This is a genomic window from Methanofollis sp. W23 (genome assembly GCF_017875325.1).
In the GTDB taxonomy this organism is placed as follows: Archaea; Halobacteriota; Methanomicrobia; order Methanomicrobiales; family Methanofollaceae; genus Methanofollis.
In genome coordinates, this window is record NZ_JAGGMN010000001.1 from 1,507,286 (window position 1) to 1,522,914 (window position 15,629).

16 protein-coding genes are annotated in these 15,629 nt (G+C 62.2%); 1 reads left to right on the forward strand and 15 read right to left on the reverse strand.

Going from position 1 to position 15,629, the window contains the following annotated elements:
* Nucleotides 1–31 precede the first annotated feature (31 nt).
* The 4 genes from J2129_RS06360 to J2129_RS06375 all read right to left on the reverse strand — a co-directional run bounded on the left by J2129_RS06360 (nucleotide 32) and on the right by J2129_RS06375 (nucleotide 3,469).
* Entirely contained in the window at nucleotides 32–448 is a 417-nt protein-coding gene (locus J2129_RS06360; RefSeq protein ID WP_209630069.1) for a type IV pilin N-terminal domain-containing protein, read from the reverse strand.
* Between the two features lie 419 nt (nucleotides 449–867).
* Complete coding sequence (gene thiD, locus J2129_RS06365) at nucleotides 868–1,662, reverse strand: bifunctional hydroxymethylpyrimidine kinase/phosphomethylpyrimidine kinase (RefSeq protein WP_245320659.1); 795 nt, start codon at nucleotides 1,660–1,662, stop codon at nucleotides 868–870.
* Between the two features lie 1,313 nt (nucleotides 1,663–2,975).
* A complete protein-coding gene (locus J2129_RS06370) occupies nucleotides 2,976–3,236 on the reverse strand; it encodes a type II toxin-antitoxin system HicA family toxin (RefSeq protein ID WP_209630071.1) in 261 nt (86 codons plus the stop codon).
* Nucleotides 3,233–3,469, reverse strand: coding sequence for a type II toxin-antitoxin system HicB family antitoxin (locus tag J2129_RS06375; protein WP_209630072.1), 237 nt, complete (start codon nucleotides 3,467–3,469; stop codon nucleotides 3,233–3,235). Before J2129_RS06375 ends, J2129_RS06370 begins: the two co-directional genes overlap by 4 nt.
* A gap of 128 nt (nucleotides 3,470–3,597) precedes the next feature.
* Here J2129_RS06375 and J2129_RS06380 point away from each other — a divergent pair, with 128 nt between their 5' ends.
* Nucleotides 3,598–4,926 carry an AIR synthase-related protein gene (locus J2129_RS06380; RefSeq protein WP_209630073.1) on the forward strand — a complete coding sequence of 443 codons (1,329 nt, stop codon included), beginning with the start codon at nucleotides 3,598–3,600 and terminating at the stop codon, nucleotides 4,924–4,926.
* A 696-nt stretch (nucleotides 4,927–5,622) separates the two neighbouring features.
* Here the strand turns inward: J2129_RS06380 and J2129_RS06385 are convergent.
* From J2129_RS06385 to groL, 11 genes are all read right to left on the reverse strand, one after another.
* Nucleotides 5,623–6,348, reverse strand: coding sequence for a class I SAM-dependent methyltransferase (locus tag J2129_RS06385; protein ID WP_245320660.1), 726 nt, complete (start codon nucleotides 6,346–6,348; stop codon nucleotides 5,623–5,625).
* A complete protein-coding gene (locus J2129_RS06390) occupies nucleotides 6,345–7,343 on the reverse strand; it encodes an AAA family ATPase (protein WP_209630074.1) in 999 nt (332 codons plus the stop codon). The genes J2129_RS06385 and J2129_RS06390 overlap by 4 nt, the downstream gene beginning before the upstream one ends.
* Complete coding sequence (locus J2129_RS06395) at nucleotides 7,330–8,076, reverse strand: 4-phosphopantoate--beta-alanine ligase (RefSeq protein ID WP_209630075.1); 747 nt, start codon at nucleotides 8,074–8,076, stop codon at nucleotides 7,330–7,332. The genes J2129_RS06390 and J2129_RS06395 overlap by 14 nt, the downstream gene beginning before the upstream one ends.
* Nucleotides 8,073–8,933: a pantoate kinase gene (locus J2129_RS06400; RefSeq protein WP_209630076.1), complete on the reverse strand. Its 861-nt coding sequence runs from the start codon at nucleotides 8,931–8,933 to the stop codon at nucleotides 8,073–8,075. The genes J2129_RS06395 and J2129_RS06400 overlap by 4 nt, the downstream gene beginning before the upstream one ends.
* Nucleotides 8,915–10,057, reverse strand: coding sequence for a bifunctional phosphopantothenoylcysteine decarboxylase/phosphopantothenate--cysteine ligase CoaBC (coaBC, locus tag J2129_RS06405; protein ID WP_209630077.1), 1,143 nt, complete (start codon nucleotides 10,055–10,057; stop codon nucleotides 8,915–8,917). Before coaBC ends, J2129_RS06400 begins: the two co-directional genes overlap by 19 nt.
* Entirely contained in the window at nucleotides 10,054–10,923 is an 870-nt protein-coding gene (locus J2129_RS06410; RefSeq protein WP_209630078.1) for a methyltransferase, read from the reverse strand. Before J2129_RS06410 ends, coaBC begins: the two co-directional genes overlap by 4 nt.
* 2 nt (nucleotides 10,924–10,925) lie before the next feature.
* A complete protein-coding gene (locus J2129_RS06415) occupies nucleotides 10,926–11,966 on the reverse strand; it encodes a 60S ribosomal export protein NMD3 (RefSeq protein ID WP_209631277.1) in 1,041 nt (346 codons plus the stop codon).
* A gap of 2 nt (nucleotides 11,967–11,968) precedes the next feature.
* Nucleotides 11,969–12,259: a DUF424 family protein gene (locus J2129_RS06420; protein WP_209630079.1), complete on the reverse strand. Its 291-nt coding sequence runs from the start codon at nucleotides 12,257–12,259 to the stop codon at nucleotides 11,969–11,971.
* Between the two features lie 44 nt (nucleotides 12,260–12,303).
* On the reverse strand, nucleotides 12,304–13,131 hold the full coding sequence (locus tag J2129_RS06425; protein ID WP_209630080.1) for a TatD family hydrolase: 828 nt from the start codon (nucleotides 13,129–13,131) through the stop codon (nucleotides 12,304–12,306).
* A complete protein-coding gene (locus J2129_RS06430) occupies nucleotides 13,118–13,456 on the reverse strand; it encodes a dihydroneopterin aldolase family protein (protein ID WP_209630081.1) in 339 nt (112 codons plus the stop codon). The genes J2129_RS06425 and J2129_RS06430 overlap by 14 nt, the downstream gene beginning before the upstream one ends.
* A gap of 560 nt (nucleotides 13,457–14,016) precedes the next feature.
* Nucleotides 14,017–15,627 (reverse strand): chaperonin GroEL, encoded by a 1,611-nt coding sequence (gene groL, locus J2129_RS06435; RefSeq protein WP_209630082.1) that lies wholly within the window; start codon nucleotides 15,625–15,627, stop codon nucleotides 14,017–14,019.
* Nucleotides 15,628–15,629 lie beyond the last annotated feature (2 nt).

Genomic DNA, 15,629 nt, shown 5'->3' on the forward strand with positions numbered 1-15,629 from the left:
CCACCTTCACAAAGAAAAAAGGGGAAGGGGTTCAGATGTAGGTGTCCAGGATGACCTGGTCGGAACCGTCAGTGAACTTTGCAGTTGCAACGACATGGTTCCGGTTGCCCTTCTCGACGCTCTTATTAATTTTCATTGAGTCACCCACTGTAATATTTCCAGGGAACGGGACTTTATTACCGTCATTGACATTTACAGTGACGTTCTGGACAAGACCAGCATCACTGCCACCCTGATATGTGACAGTGATTATCTGGTTGCCATTATTATCAACGCTGTGTGATGCAGTAGCAGCGACGCTCTTGGTGCCAGACATGTTGCCTGCCATGCCAAAGACAAACGCGGCGATGACGGCCGCGAGGATCACCGTGATGGCGACCATGAGGATGACGCCGATAACCGGCGACACAGCCTCGTCATTCTTCTCAAACTTCTCAAACAGTTTCATCGGTTTCACCACCCTACCCTTACAGGTAGGATAGTACATGCTCTCATGGCACAGTATATGAACATTTTGATTTCATCGGACTTAGATCCAGTGGTCGTTATATATATATTTTGATTTGAGTTTTTCAAAACACACCTGCGGGCCAGAAAATCCAGAATTTACGCGCCGATGAGATGCAGCGATGATACCCGGGCCTGCGCCCCAGATCCACAGGCATAATCCCTGGAAATACGCGGCGAAATCGGTCCGAACTTCTATGAATATATATAAATGAGCCAGGGGTTTGTCGACCTTGAAGAGCACCAGGTCTGGGCAAAAAAATATCGCACGATTCTGGTATAAGAACTATCCGCAGATCATACAATGAAATATTTGTTACAACATTTAAAAAAAGAACATTCTGGAGAGTGATCTCAAAATCAACCAGAAATATTTTCCTGGCCGCTCACCTCCCCCCCGCACCGCCAGAGGGGGTTCACCGAGCGGCGGCCCTCCAGGTCGGGGACGGCATGAGCAATGGCACCGTCGATGAATCTCTTGGCCTCCACAAAGGCCGCCTTCACCGGATCCCCGCGGGCAAGACCCGCAGCAAGTGCCGCCGAGAAGCAGCACCCGGTGCCGTGGGCTGAGTAGGGATGGCGTGTGCCGGTGAGGAGCACCTCGCCGTCCTGGTCCATCAGGAGGTCTGCCGGTTCGCCAGGGAGATGCCCCCCCTTCACCACCACCGCACCGGCCCCCATCGCAAGGAGGGCCCTGCCCGCCTCCCGCATCGACTCAGGGCCGTCGACCTTTATCCCGGCGAGCACCGCCGCCTCAGGGAGGTTCGGGGTCACCACCGAGGCTCTTGGGATCAAGGCGGCGACAAGCGCCTCAAGTGCGTCCTCTGAGAGGAGACGGGTGCCCGAGGTCGAGACCATCACCGGGTCGACGACGAGCGGGACACCTTCTGGCAGGACGTCGGCCACCCTCCATATCACCGATGCGTCCACGAGCATCCCGGTCTTGAAGGCCCCCACCCTGAAGGCACCCGTGACCGCCTCGACCTGGGCGGCCACGGCCTCGGGCGGGAGGGGCCATGAGCCCTGCACCCCGCCCGGGTGCTGGGCGGTCACCGCCGTCACCGCCGCCGTCCCCCAGACCCCATGGGCCGCGAAGGTCGCAAGGTCGACCTGAACCCCTGCACCCCCACTTGAGTCTGATCCCGCGATCGTCATGGCACAGGGAGAGAAATATTCGGTCATCCCGTGAAGATGGACATTCTGTGCAGAAGTAAGTGGCGCACCAGGGGACGGATACCTCCGTCGGCCGGGCCACCACTGGCGTATGTCAGGAACACCAGGTCACGGGCAGGCACATGTTGTATGATTGCTCTGCAGATACCCTTGCCTATTCCCAACGCGAGCGTGACTCACCTGCCTTCCCATCACTTCTCATCAGGGGCTCCTCGAAAGCCACTGACTGTCTCATCTTCGCTCCGCTCACATCTCGAAGATCAGAGATCATCTCAACCTTGTTCTCACTCGCATCCCAAGGAACGAAGAGTGGACCAGGAAGGCACCATCGAACGAAGTATCAGAATGGAGTTGTAGCGTCCAGGACCAATCGTGCAACAAGGGACCCTTTGAAAACCGGAGGGAGGCGAGATGATCTTCAATTTATGAGCAGTCGAGAAATCCTGAGGCTTTCGGGCCGCTGAGATGACTCTTTGATCTTCGAGGTGCTCTCCACCACCCGGAGAGAAACATCGATAGGATTGGATCTCTACAGAGTCGAAAATTTACCCTTGAAAATATTTCTGTACTGCTCTTTGTGTAAGAATAACCGCATGCCCATCCCCCTCCACGAAGAAAATACCGATCTTTTGGTTCTGTAGAATTGGGTATGAACCTCTGGCTCACGCATACAGGATGAAAATTTTTCGTCGCTTGATCGCTTTTTTCAAGAGAGGAGAATCAATGGGGATCGTGTTCCATCGCCGCCCCCACCTATCTTCGTCGTGGGGGCCCGGGGGGTGCAACCCCCCCGGCGCGAGATGGCAGGGAAATCTCGACGATTGGGGGCGGCCGATCCATCAGAGGAATATTTTATTCTCTGCGTATTGACTTCAACGGGGTATGGCGAATTCAAAATCTCATGCAAACCAAAAGAGAGGATCGTCAGGATCATTTTCATGGTAAATCCTCTTGATGAATCTCTCTGGCGGGGGGTTGCACCCCCCGGACCCCCCGCCACACGATAGGTCGAGGTCGGCAGCACTCTCTTTATGGTCATCTATTCAGCCTTCCCGCCCCTATCGTGCTCCTGGGCGACGACTGGAGGGAGTCGAGAAGATCTCCGATCTTCGCTGTCCGGGCGGCACTCGCCCCCGGCGGGAGGCTATAGGAAGGCGGATGACACGCATGCTCCCCACGATAAGTGAGAGATTCTATAAAGCTGATTCTACAGAATTGAATCTACATTTTCATTCCTGGATACACTAGAGATCTCAACAAAACTAGCCCAACCAATTCCCCTGAACATCCCCCGCTCAGGACGACACCGGGACCGCCTCGCGGACAAGCAGGAGAAAGCGTTCCTTCGGGAGAGCGGCCTGCTGGAGCACCGAAAGAAGCGTCCCCACCGGGAGGTCGCCGCGGCGCGGCACGACCACCAGGAGCGGGCGGCCGGACTCGTCGAGACGTGAGAGGGCGATCTGGCTTCCTCTGCTCCGCTTCGGTGCGAAGTCAAACCCGATCTTCTTCAGGACCCTGATAACCCGGTCTGAAGAGATCACCGAAAGACGGGTCATTCAGACACCTCAAAGGTCGTCGAGAACTTGCGCGGCGAGCGGAGTGCAGGGAGCATGTCTTCGGTCAGGCCGAGCACCTTCGCGTTCTCCAGATAGAGTTCTGTCGCCTCCCTGAGATGGGCAAGGGCGCGGTCAGGCGTATCGCCGCAACTTGCGACTCCTATTTCAGGACACTTCGAGACATAGACGCCCCCCTCCTCCCAGAGTGCCGCCGTCAGGATATATCTCTTCATTCCTCATCTCCCCCCTGAGTGCCGGAGACCCGGCACCTCCCCTCTGGAACCCCTCCAATATCAACCCTTGCCCTTCCAGGACGGTCGTACATCACTGCCTTTAACATGGCTCCAGTCGACCTCTTTTCATGGACATTGAGGGATTCGCTCGCCGTGAACATGCGGCAGGCAGGAGCAGGGAGGACGTGGTTGAAGCCCTCACCGACAGGATCCTTGAGATCAAGAGAGGCGTTTCCAGAGCATATGCCAGGCATTTCGCCACGGCCGTCGTCGAGGAGGTCGAGAACACCTCAGGGCTGACCGGCGACCTCTTCGAATACGAGCACGCCGGTGTGACGATGGGCGAGTTCGGCGTCGGGTCGAGGGGCCGGGGCGACTTTTTCGCCCACCGTCAGTTCCCGAGGATCATCGGGAAAGCGGCGGTCGCGGTCGGCGTCGACGAGATGGACGACGCCGGGGCTGTCAGGGCCGGCGGGGAATATATCATCACCACCGTCGACGGGATGCACTCGCGTCTCTCCGACTTCCCGTTTCTTGCCGGGTTCCACGTGACCAGGGCGACACTCCGCGACGCCTACGTAATGGGCGCGCACCCCATCGCCCTCCTCTCCGACATCCATGTCGCCGACGACGGCGACGTCGCCAAGATCTTTGACTACACGGCAGGGATCGCCGCGGTCGCCGAGGCGATGAAGGTCCCGCTGGTCACCGGGTCGACCCTCCGCATCGGCGGGGACATGGTCCTCGGCGACCGGATGACCGGGTGCGTCGGGGCCGTCGGAGTCGCCGACCACCTCACCGCCCGCACCGAGACAAAACCTGGCGACGTCCTGCTCATGACCGCCGGGGCGGGCGGCGGGACCATCGCCACCACCGCTCTCTACTTCGGCCACCCCGAGGTCGTCGAGGAGACGATCAACCTCCACTTCCTCAAGGCCTGCGAGGCCCTTCTCAGGAGCCCGGTCCTCGAACATATCCACACCATGACCGACGTCACCAATGGCGGACTGCGCGGCGACGTCTACGAGATGGCCGAGACCGCCGACTGTAAGATCGTCGTCGACGACGAAAACCTCAGGAAACTCGTGCAGCCGCGGGTGCTGAAGATGCTCGACGCCCTCCAGATCGACTATCTCGGCGTCTCCCTCGACGCTCTCCTCATCGTCGTCCCGCCAGAGCATGCCGAGGAGGTCATGGCCGTCGTCAGGTCCGTAGGTGTCCCGATCGCGGAGATCGGGTATGTCGAGGAAGGCCCGGCCGACTCGGTCCTCCTCTCTGAGGGCAAGGAGCGGGACTTCCAGCCGCGCTTCAGGGAGTCCGCCTACACCCCGGTGAAGAAGGTCGTGGACAGAGAGCCGCGCGACTTCGAGGAGATGAAGGAGCAGGTCCGCAGGGCCGCCGACGCCGCCATCGAAAAGAAAGAGCGGATCCTCAGACAACTCCAGAAGACCGAGTAAAGGAGAGAGAGATCTGCCAGGATCTGGCCCGGTTCCGGGATCGGGGGCCCCGATTCTGGCCCGGATCGGGGAGATCGAGCGATCTCCCCAGAATAATCCTCTTTTCCAGAACACCCCGAGGAAACCAGGCCCATAAACGCCCCCTGACGACCCATATGAATGAGAGTGATATTTCCGGCCGGGGGGGCCGGGCACAGCGAGCAGGGGGCGTTGTGAATGCCCGGAGATCGGTGCGATTTTGAAGGGCGACAGACCGTTTTTGAGCCATAAAGTCGCCGATTTTGGGCCGTGTAGAAATGCTCTTGATGGCCATCTCTGCGAGGGGCTCGCCGCCTCCCGGTCCCCCCGCGCGATTCGATAGGTGGCGGACGCCACCTCCCTCTTCAGGTGCATCAATAGCGCCTTCCCGCCCCTATCTTCATCCCGGGGGGTCCGGGGGCAACGCCCCAGGCATGGTGGTGCGGGAAGGCACGTCGATCCGACGTACCGCCCCCCATCGTCGAATCTTCACCGCCATCTCGCGCCGGGGGAAACCCCCCGGACCCCCACGATGAAGATAGGTGGGGGCGGCGATGGAACACGATCCCCACCGGTTCTTCGGTCTTGAAAAAAAGCGATTGAACGACGATAAATTTTCATCCCGCATGCTTGAGGAGCCCTATCGCCTCATGCCCAATTCTAAACAGCCCAAAAAAATTATTCTTCTTTCTTCCCGCTGGCACAGAGGTTGAAAGCGAGGTACGGCACCCGGTGCTCCACAAACGGTTCAAACCGCTGTGCCGCATTGAAGAGCGGCTTCGAGAGGTTCACATGAGCGAAAGAGCAGCGGTGGGTCTCGATCTTCACAAACCCCGCCGACACGAAGAGTTCCCTGATCTCCTCGTCAGTATAATAGTGCTCGTCGAAGTCGCCGACCCCGACCCGGCCCCAGTGCACCTTCTCCCCGATCTTGTAGACCGCGGGCAGTGCGGCGGTGAAGAGGTTGTGTCCCAGGGTGCAGATGGCGACCCGGCCCCCTGGCCGCAGCACCCGGTAGACCTCGTCGAGCACCTTTGCCGGGTCCTGGACATAACTGAATGCCAGGATACTTGAGACCGCATCAAATGAGTCGTCCCTGAAGGGGAGATAATCGGCCGTCCCGGTGATGAGATGGTCAAGTTTGTTCCTGGACCGTCCCTCCCGCACCATCGCCGGGGAGAGGTCGAGTCCGACCGCCCGTCCGCCGTACGAGAGATAATAGTTCATGAACAACCCGGTCCCACACCCGATGTCGAGGAGATCGCCGCCCTTTGGGAGACAACACATCACCTCTTCCCTGATATGCCCGTGATACCGTTCCCCCACATCGCCCCCATACCGGGAGTCATAGACCTCCGCGACATGGTCATAGTGCTCCTGCACCTTCTCCAGGTTCTCTTTCAAAAAAACACCTCCCTGCTGATCCTTGCCAGCAGGGCATTGATCTGGACATATTCGTTCCCGCCTCTCAGGACCTTGAGGTCGGCATCGGCCAGGGCGACGGCGGTCTGCGGGTTGGCATAGGCCCGTTCAGCCGCCTGCGCCAGTTCCCTGATCACCTCACGCCCGGTCAGGCCATAGTCGATGAGCATGGACTCGGCCCGTTGCCTGGCGCCCTGGAGGTCCTTCTGTGCCAGGGCCTCGAAGACCGAGGCGGCCATGGTCTCGGTCTCAGAGGTGGACGCCGCCGCAAGGTCGACCCCCCCTTCGGCCCCGGCACAGACCTGGAGGAGAAGGAGCGCCCTGCGGAGGTCGCCGCCTGCCACCGGGACAATGAGATCGAGGTCGGCCGACGACACCTGGTCGGCACCGACACCCTCGGCCGCCATCACCTCTTCGAGCCGCCGCCTCACCACCTGGTCAGGGAGGGGAACAAAGGCGAGAGGAAGGCACCGCGAGGCGATCGCCGGGATTATCGCACTCTGGTTGGAGGTGAGGAAGACAAACCGGCATGTACGCGAGTAGCGCTCCATCGTCCTGCGGAGGGCCTGCTGCGCCTCGCGGGTGAGGGTGTCCGCACCCTCGAAGACCAGGAGTCTGAACTCGGCGTCGAGCGGACGGATCGAGGCATACCACCTGACCACATTCTTGAAGTTCGAGATCACGCTCTCGTCCTTCCGGTAGATGTGTGCAAACCGTTCTTCAGCCTCAAAATATTTCTTCCCCCCCTCGAAGAGGTCGGCAGTCGGGAGGACGGTGGTGTTCTCCTGCCAGTGGGCGCCGTAGAGTCCTCGTGCCAGCGCCTCGACTGCCACACTCTTGCCGGTGCCAGGGGCACCGACGAGAAGGAGGTGCGGGACATTTCTGCTCTCTGCAAAGGAGGAGAGAACCCGCACCACCTCGTCCTGCCCCAGAACCTCAGAGAACTCAGTCGGCCGGTATTTCTCACTCCAGAGCATCGGCCATCTCCTCCAGGTGTCTGGCCATCGTCACGAGCGCCTCTTTAAGGAAGACCGTGTTGTCCACCCCGACGGCGAGTGCCCGTGCTTCCTCCTGAGAGAGCGTGCGGCACGCCGCCGTGACCGCCGGGACCGCCCGGGTCACCTCGTCGATGACCGCCAGCGTCGCGGTCTGCGCCGTTCTGGAAAGAGGGTTGAGGTCGATGGTGATCACGCTCTTCCCCATCTGTCGCAGGGCCTCGCACCGGTCGCCGTCCTCCAGCGGGACCAGGACCAGGTCGGCCCTCCCGATCCCGTCAGGGAGGCAGAGCGCCCGCTCATGGGAGAGCGGGATCAATCGCTCGGGCGTCCCGGCGAGCACCTCGACTCCGTGCTCCTCCAGGAGTGCGGTGATCTTGGCCATCCGCTCCTCAGTCCGGTGGAAGAGGTTCACCTCCACCGCCGCCCCGCTCGCCTCCTGGAGAGCGGCAAGTTGATGAGCGCAGAGGGCCGCCGTGTTCCCGTTCACCGAGATAACCGGGTGCTCGGCCGAGAGGAGCATCGCCGCCGCGGCCCTCTCGGCCCTTGCGGCGCTCCCGGTTGTCTGCTCACCAAGAAGATAGTCATAGGCCTCCCCCCGCCCCTGGGCGATCAGCCCCTCGGGGGCGACGATCTTTGCCCACATCGCCTTTGTCAGGCGGTCACGGACCATCAACGCCGCATACCGCGGGTGGTCTTCTGGAATTTCTGTCATTCATGCACCTCCACAAACCTGAACCCCTCTCGCGCCACGCGGAGAGGGAGCGGGTCGCCGAACCCCGCGAGCACCTCCCCGGCATCCTCGCCGGCCGCAAAGACCCCGAGCCCGAGCATCGTCATGCTTGCCGGTACCCCGGCGCGGTCACAGGCATCAAGGGCCGCACGCACCTCAGGCCTCACCAGCCCGCTCTTCTCGGCGAACGCACGCGAGAAGGCGAAGAACTCGGCAAGGTCGCAGGGACATTCGGACGGGAAGGCCTCGGCCACCTGCGCCAGTTGCGCAGGAGAACCGATCACGTCAGGCGTCGGAAGCGGACCAAAGGAGAGGGCGTAGACCGTCTCGTCGGACATCACCCTCGTGATCCTGGCAGCGGTCCCAGGGCCTTCGCGGCAGACCACGCCGCCGCCCTGGCAGGCCGCCACATCGCCAAGCCCGGTATTGTGCACCACTTCGGCCTGGTGGGCAAGGGCGGCGATTCCCTCTCGACCAAGCCCGATCTCAAAGAGGGCGTCGAGCGCCGCCGCCGAAGAGAGAAGCGCCGCCGCCGAGAGCCCGAAGCCCGATCCGATCGGGAGACGGCAGGTCGTCTCCACCCTGGCGGCGACCCCGAGTTCGTCCATGAGATACTCGATCGGCGGCGAGCCTGCAAAGGCGGAGTGCGTCCTGCCCTGATCGTCGACCTGCCTGATCGCGACCTCAGGGCGGGCGGCCGCGGATGCCACGGCGCGCACCCCCTCCTCGACGACGATCCCGGCGCCAAGGCTTCCGGTCGTCTCAGGCGTCTCCCCAGTCACCTTTCTGAAATATCCGGAGATGTGTCCTGGACAGAAGGCTATCGCAGTGCGGACCATATCGCCTCTGCAACCTCCTCTTTGGTCCCTGAGACCTGCATCTTCCCTTCGGCCGTCAGGATCTCAAACTCTCCGCCTGTCGCCCCCATCGCAGGCGGGGTATTCATCACCACCATCCTCACTCCCATCATCCTGATCATCTCCTCTGCCCGTGCCTCCTCGGCCCACCCGAGTTTGAAGGCGACCGCCGTCCCCTTGAAGTCTCGGAGCACGGCGTCGAGCACCTTGGGGAGGGGGCGGAGAGTGAGAGGCACCGGCGCCCCGCTCGGGATCTTGCCTACTGAACGCACCGGGGCGAAATCTGAGATCGCCGCCGCCGAGAGATAATAGTCGGCGCCTTCACGCACCGCCGAGAGGGCGGCCTCCATCATCTCGGCGGCCGTCTCCACATGGACATTCTCCACGCACGGCACCGCAGGCCCTGCATGGACCACCGTCACCCCGGCCCCGAGCCTGAATGCTTCCAGGGCAAGCGCCCGGCCCATCCGCCCGGTCGACCTGGTGGTGAGCACCCGCACGTCGTCGACCGGTTCGGCACAGGCGCCGCTCGTGACGACCACTCGTTTCCCTGCAAGCGGTCTGCCAGAGAGGGCACGCTCGACATGGAGGACGATCTCCTCAATGCCCGCGATCTTCGCCTTCTCCTCCTCAATCCTCGGCGGGACCACATCGATCCCCCAGGTGCGGAGTTTCTCAAGGTTCTCCACCACGCCGGGGTGGCGGTACATGCTCTCATGCATCGCCGGCACGACCACCACCGGCATCCCGCGGCCCAGGGCCGTCGTCGCGAAGGTGGTCACCGGAGTATCGTCGACCCCGACGGCGATCTTGCCGATCGTGTTTGCCGTGCACGGGGCGACGAGGAGAAGGTCGGCACACCCCCCTTCCCCACAGTAGACCACATGCTCCACCATCCCGGTGCACCTCGTGATCGTCTCCCGCCCGGTGGCATAGGTGAGGGCGTCAGGGTGGACGATCCCGCACGCCGCCCCGCTCATCACCGCCTGCACCTCCGCACCGCGGCGCCTGAGTTCGTGGGCGAGTTTCACCGTCTCGACGGCGGCGATGCTCCCGGTGACCGCCAGGACCACCGTCTTTCCGCTCAACCTTCTGTCATCACTCATGAGAGCACCACGTCATGTACGACATGCCATATATGCGGGCCATATTTCTTTACTTTGCGGGTTGTGACCGCCGCAGTAAACCCGGCACCCTTTGCCGCCGCCTCGGCCGCCGCCGCGGCGTCCCCGAGGGCGTGGAGGTGGATGACCGTCCCGGCCCTGGCATGGGCAAGGGCCGCGGCGAAGAACCCGGGGGCGTCGAAGTGGCCCATCACCACCCGGTCGTAGACCCCGTCGAGGAGGTCGCGACAGTCGCCGTGCTCTGGGCGCACCCGCGCTTCAATGTTATTCTCAGTGATATTTCTCTTGAGGTACCCAAAAGAGACCGGGTTGATCTCCATCGCATGCACTTCAGCCCCCGCAGACGCCATCGGGACCGTGAAGTAGCCGATCCCGGCAAACATATCTGCCACCCGCTCGCCAGGGGCGACCGTCCGGCCCATCAGCCGCCGCTCATCCAGGTTGCCCTGGGCAAACATCACCTCTGCCGGGTTGAGCCAGTAGCGAAACCCGTTCTCATGGTGGCAGACCAGGTGGGGCTCGCCATAGAGCACCTCGGTCTGGGGGAGACGGCGGATCCCGTCGATCCCGGCAAGGTAGAGCACGCAGACCGGGCGGCGCCATGCCACGACCGCCGCCACTTCTTCCTCGGTGGGGCGGGGGCCATGGAGGACCGCGGTGTCCCCGATCATCTGGAAGGCCCGGCCCCGGTACGGCCGACGCTCAGGGAGGTCGAGGTCTGCCTGATACCCTTCACGCACCGGGACATAGCCCCACTCCCCCTCGACATAGGGGCGGCGGGACCGGTCTGCCCACCCCTCGCGCATCGCTGCGGCGAGGTCGTCCCTGGAGACCTTCCGTACCCGCATGCTCACCCGACAAGGACAAAACGTTCGGTCTCGTCGTCTCTCAGCACCCGGATCGTTCCCCCGTCCTCGACCTCGAGCCAGGGGACCGCCCGGCACTCGACCGGTCCCTGGGTCTTTGGGTCGAGGATCCCGATGACGTCGCCGTCATGGTAGGTGACCAGGGCGTTCTGGGCGTCGCCGACATTCCCGACAAAGCGTTCGACCTCGTCCTCGGAGACAAAATGTGCCGACGCATCCCCGAGGTCGTAGACCTGGAGACGGCCGTGCCCGGTGCCACGCACTTCCACGTATCCGCCGCGGACGACGACGACGTCGCCGATCTGGAATCTCGGGAGACGGACCAGATAGGTGACCCGGTACAGGCGCTTGCCGTCCTTCTCGCCGACCAGTTTGGGGTGGGTGGAGAGTTTTCCGCCAAGGGTCGAACAGAGTGTCGAGGCGACTATATGCCCGATGTGCTGGGACCCGACAACGATGTCGAGGCCGTCCTTCATCTCCTCGATACTTGAGACAAAGGAGAGGCGTTCGCCTGCCTCCTGAAGCCCGTCTTCGGTCTCTTCGGCGATCCGCGCCGCCTGGTCCATCTCGCGGTCAGAGGGGCGACGGTCCACGGCCCGCACCTGGATGATCCCCTCGTAATACCCGCCGCTGATCCGGTTGCACCGGTCGCACTGCTCTTTAATCCAGACGATCTTGACCTGGCAGGACCCGGTCACCTCGACCCCATAAAGAGTCCCGGTGACGGTCAGATCGACAAAGGTCCGGTTCGGACTCGGGTCCTTGAAGGTCATCGCAATCTCGGCACCCCGCAGATCAGGGTGGAGGGTGAGGGCCGAGTAGGCGATCTCATGGACCAGGGTCTCGTGGTCGACCAGGGTGTCGGTCCAGGTCTTGCCATGCCTCTGGGATCCGCAGACCGGGCAGTAGATGCTCTCCACCCTGGGTTCGCACTTCAGCCACTCGACCTCCGCCGCCCGGCACTCGTTGCAGAGCCCGGCCGAGGGTTTGCCGCAGCGTGGGCAGACGCTCCTGAGAATTTCCATGGTCACACCGAGAAGATGACGGCGTGCGGGATCCTGCCGATCTTCATACATCCTTCTTCTGAGATCAGTCCCATCTCGACCGCGATCGCGACCGCCTGCTCACCGATGAGGTTGGCATTGCAGGCACCCCGCAGGGCGGCCCGCACCTCCTCTTCGGTCACAGGCGTGGAGCCGTAAAAGGACTCGGTGACGGTGATCTCGACATCACCGTGGCTGAGGGTGGTGTTGAGCAGGTCTCTGTCGCAGACTGCCACCACGGCACCCTCCCTGGTATGGTGGACCTTGAGGTACATCAGTACGTACGTTGTACGGCGAGAGTAAAAAAGAGGTGGATCGTTCAGAGAGTTATTTCGACGCCATAGACCGCAGACGGCGTGCGGGCATGGATCTGCCAGGCGTCGTCTTCGGTGATCGCACCAGACTCGAGCATCTTGCGGGTGACTCTCGGGACCGACTTGGGGCCGAGCACCGCACCGGGGCGGGTGTTGTCGTCCATGTAGTCGGTCTCCATGGTGAACCGCCGCCCGGCCCTGGCCATCTCGGCGAGGCCTTCCTGTTTGGCAAGGAAGGAGGGCATGAGCGGGGTGTCTGGGGTGGCGTAGTGTTTGACGACGCGGCCTGGGTCCATCCCGACTTTTTTTGCAAGGTCGACGATGTCGGCGCACGGCCCGCTCTCGGCATGGAGTTGCACCGCACACCCGAGGTCGGCGCCGAGTGCGAGGGCATGGACGAGCACCTCTTCTGAGGCGGCGGCGATGTCGGGCTCCACCGGGAAGTGGGGGCGCCCGCTCTTGAGGGCGACGGCTTTCCCTTCCTCGATATACTCGGCCGCCACGTCGAGCCCGGCGCAGGCGAGGTCGACTGAGGCGGCAAGCCCGATCTGCTCGGCATATTTCAGGACTTCGATGGGGTGGACGCCGAGGATAGGAAAGACCGTGACGCCTACCTCGCGGACCATCCCGGCAACCCGCAGGGTCTCGTCGAAGGCCGCCCTATAGTCGTCCCCTTTCCGCGGGCAGACCCCGACTGAGTAGGCCGGGAGGGCGACCATGAAGACGTGCGTCCCGCCGGCACGCTTGAAATCTTTCGCCGCCTCCACCCCGCGGCCATGGACGGGATCGAAGTGGATGTGGTCGTCGGTGATCGGGGTCTCAGGCAACTTCATCGATGGACCTGATGCTCATGAGAGGATACTCGCCGGTGAAGTGGAGGTCAGCGACGCACCGTGCCGTCCCGACCTGTGTGGTGATCTCCACCGAGAACATCGCCCCGGCCAGTTCGGAGTAGCCGAAGGGGTTGGCGGTCATCATCTCACGGTCCAGGCTGACATGGATCTCCTCGACGTACGGCTGGAGCCCGACGGCCTGTTCGATCGCGGTCTCCACGCTTGCGGCCGTCGCACGGGAGATCGGCGTCCCGACCCACTGGTGGTACAGGGCGCCGAGTTTGATCCCGGCCTCGAAGGTCGCCTGTTCACGGTCACTGCTCATGGAGGATCATGGGTGTTGATGGGATTTATAGGGTGGCGAGGGGAACGGGGGGCGGCAACGTCCGGTAGCAAGAAGATATGAGAAGGCATGGGCTCTGTAGAAATCCTCTTGATAGTTCTCTTCGACGGGGGGTTGCACCCCCCGGACCCCCCGCCACACGATAGGTCGAGGTCTGCAGTCCTTTCGTCACAGTTGCCCATGATGCCTTCCCGCCCCTATCGTGCTCCCGGGAGTCCGGGCGGCACTCGCCCCCGGCCAAAGAGGGGGAAGGCGGGTGGTACACATCTACCCCACACAACAGGTGAGAGGTTTTACAGAGCCAAAAGATCCAAAAAAAGCACACCAAAGACCGACAATCGTCTCACCTGTATGTTATCTGTTCCGCCCAACTCTCTGGAGAGGACATGCACCCCACCTCGCAAAAAAATCGCCCCCCACTTCAGATCCTCATGAGAAAAGGGGTCCGGGACCAGAGGCCCCAGGACCCTCGCCGGTGGTATTCTACCCTGTATCGAGAGGGGACCTGGTATTGTACACAAAAAAATAGACCAGGGAGGGGATCAGATGATGATCGCCTGGGTCTTCTCGTCCTTCTCCACATCGAAGTCGGTGACCGCCGCTTCGGTAGTGAGGAGCATCCCGGCGATGGAGGCGGCGTTCTGGAGCCCGCTTCTGACCACCTTGGTCGGGTCGAGAACCCCCGCCGCGGCAAGGTCTTCAAAGACCCCGGTCTTGGCATTGTACCCGGTCTGCGCATCGGCGTCGGCCTTCACCCGTGCGACGACCTCGGCGCCTTCCAGCCCGGCGTTCTCCGCGATCTGGCGCATCGGTTCTTCGAGGGCGCGCCTGACGATCAGGAGCCCGACCTGCTCGTCGCCCTCGAACTCGACATCTTCGAGTGCGGACTGCGCCCTGAAGAGGGTGACCCCGCCGCCGGCGACCACGCCCTCCTCGACCGCCGCCTTGGTGGCATTGAGGGCATCGTCGATCCGCATCTTCTTCTCTTTCTGCTCGGTCTCGGTTGCCGCACCGACCCGGATCACCGCCACGCCGCCGCCGAGTTTGGCGAGACGCTTCTTGAGGTTCTTCTTCTTGTACTCTGAGTCGGTGATCTTGATCTGAGACTCGATGAGTGCAACCCGCTCATCGATGGCAGACTTCTGGCCCTTGCCGCCGACGATGACGGTCTTGTCATGGTCGACCTTCACATTCCTGGCATGGCCGAGCATCGCCTCGCTAACCTCTTCGAGTTTGTAACCGCGCTCCTCAGAGACGACCGTGGCGCCGGTGAGCACCGCGATGTCGTCGAGCATCGCCTTCTTCTCATCGCCAAACCCGGGCGCCTTGACCGCACAGACTTTCAGCGCACCCCTGATCACGTTGAGGACCAGCGCCGCCTGGGCGTCGCCGTCCACGTCATCCGCGATGATCAGGAGGGGCTTGCCCTCAGAGGCCGCCATCTCAAGGGCCGGGACGATCTGCTTCACTGTCGAGATCTTGCGGTCGGTGATAAGGACCGAGGGATCCTCGTACTCGCAGACCTGGCGCTCAGGGTCGGTGACCATGTACGGGGAGAGGTAACCGCGCTCGAACTGCATCCCTTCCTCGACCTTGAGAGAGGTCTCCATGGTCTTGGCGTTCTCGACCGAGATGACCCCATTGTAGCCGACCTTCTCCATGGCGTCGGCGATGAGCCGCCCGGTCTCTTCGTCGTTGTTGGCAGAGACAGTGGCGACCTGAACGATCTTCTCCTTCTCCTGGACCGGGATACTCTGCTCCTTGAGGCGGTCCACGACCAGGCCGACGGCGCGGTCGATGCCGTGCTTCACTTCGATCGGGTTGGCGCCGGCGGCGATGTTCTTCATCCCTTCGGCGAGCATCGCCTGGGCAAGGAGGGTCGCGGTGGTGGTGCCGTCGCCGGTGTTGTCCTGGGTTCTGGAGGCCACTTCCCTGACAAGCTTGGCTCCCATATTCTCGAACTTGTCGGAAAGTTCGATCTCCTTGGCGATGGTCACGCCGTCGTTGGTGACGAGCGGTTTTGACCCGCGGTCCAGGACGACATTCCGCCCCTTGGGACCGAGGGTGATCTTGACGGTGTTGGCGACCTTGTCCACCCCGGCGAGCAGGGCCTGGCGGGCCGCTTCATTGAACATAATCTGCTTGGCACTCATGA

Bases quoted from the DNA above. Each gene is read 5' to 3' on its own strand.
- groL (WP_209630082.1), bottom strand. From the start codon at position 15,627: ATGAGTGCCAAGCAGATTATGTTCAATGAAGCGGCCCGCCAGGCCCTG.
- J2129_RS06430 (WP_209630081.1), bottom strand. From the start codon at position 13,456: ATGAGCAGTGACCGTGAACAGGCGACCTTCGAGGCCGGGATCAAACTC.
- J2129_RS06415 (WP_209631277.1), bottom strand. From the start codon at position 11,966: ATGGAAATTCTCAGGAGCGTCTGCCCACGCTGCGGCAAACCCTCGGCC.
- coaBC (WP_209630077.1), bottom strand. From the start codon at position 10,057: ATGAGTGATGACAGAAGGTTGAGCGGAAAGACGGTGGTCCTGGCGGTC.
- J2129_RS06360 (WP_209630069.1), bottom strand. From the start codon at position 448: ATGAAACTGTTTGAGAAGTTTGAGAAGAATGACGAGGCTGTGTCGCCG.
- J2129_RS06410 (WP_209630078.1), bottom strand. From the start codon at position 10,923: ATGCGGGTACGGAAGGTCTCCAGGGACGACCTCGCCGCAGCGATGCGC.
- J2129_RS06380 (WP_209630073.1), top strand. From the start codon at position 3,598: ATGGACATTGAGGGATTCGCTCGCCGTGAACATGCGGCAGGCAGGAGC.
- J2129_RS06420 (WP_209630079.1), bottom strand. From the start codon at position 12,259: ATGTACCTCAAGGTCCACCATACCAGGGAGGGTGCCGTGGTGGCAGTC.
- J2129_RS06395 (WP_209630075.1), bottom strand. From the start codon at position 8,076: ATGACAGAAATTCCAGAAGACCACCCGCGGTATGCGGCGTTGATGGTC.
- J2129_RS06370 (WP_209630071.1), bottom strand. From the start codon at position 3,236: ATGACCCGTCTTTCGGTGATCTCTTCAGACCGGGTTATCAGGGTCCTG.
- J2129_RS06400 (WP_209630076.1), bottom strand. From the start codon at position 8,933: ATGGTCCGCACTGCGATAGCCTTCTGTCCAGGACACATCTCCGGATAT.
- thiD (WP_245320659.1), bottom strand. From the start codon at position 1,662: ATGACGATCGCGGGATCAGACTCAAGTGGGGGTGCAGGGGTTCAGGTC.
- J2129_RS06390 (WP_209630074.1), bottom strand. From the start codon at position 7,343: ATGCTCTGGAGTGAGAAATACCGGCCGACTGAGTTCTCTGAGGTTCTG.
- J2129_RS06375 (WP_209630072.1), bottom strand. From the start codon at position 3,469: ATGAAGAGATATATCCTGACGGCGGCACTCTGGGAGGAGGGGGGCGTC.
- J2129_RS06425 (WP_209630080.1), bottom strand. From the start codon at position 13,131: ATGAAGTTGCCTGAGACCCCGATCACCGACGACCACATCCACTTCGAT.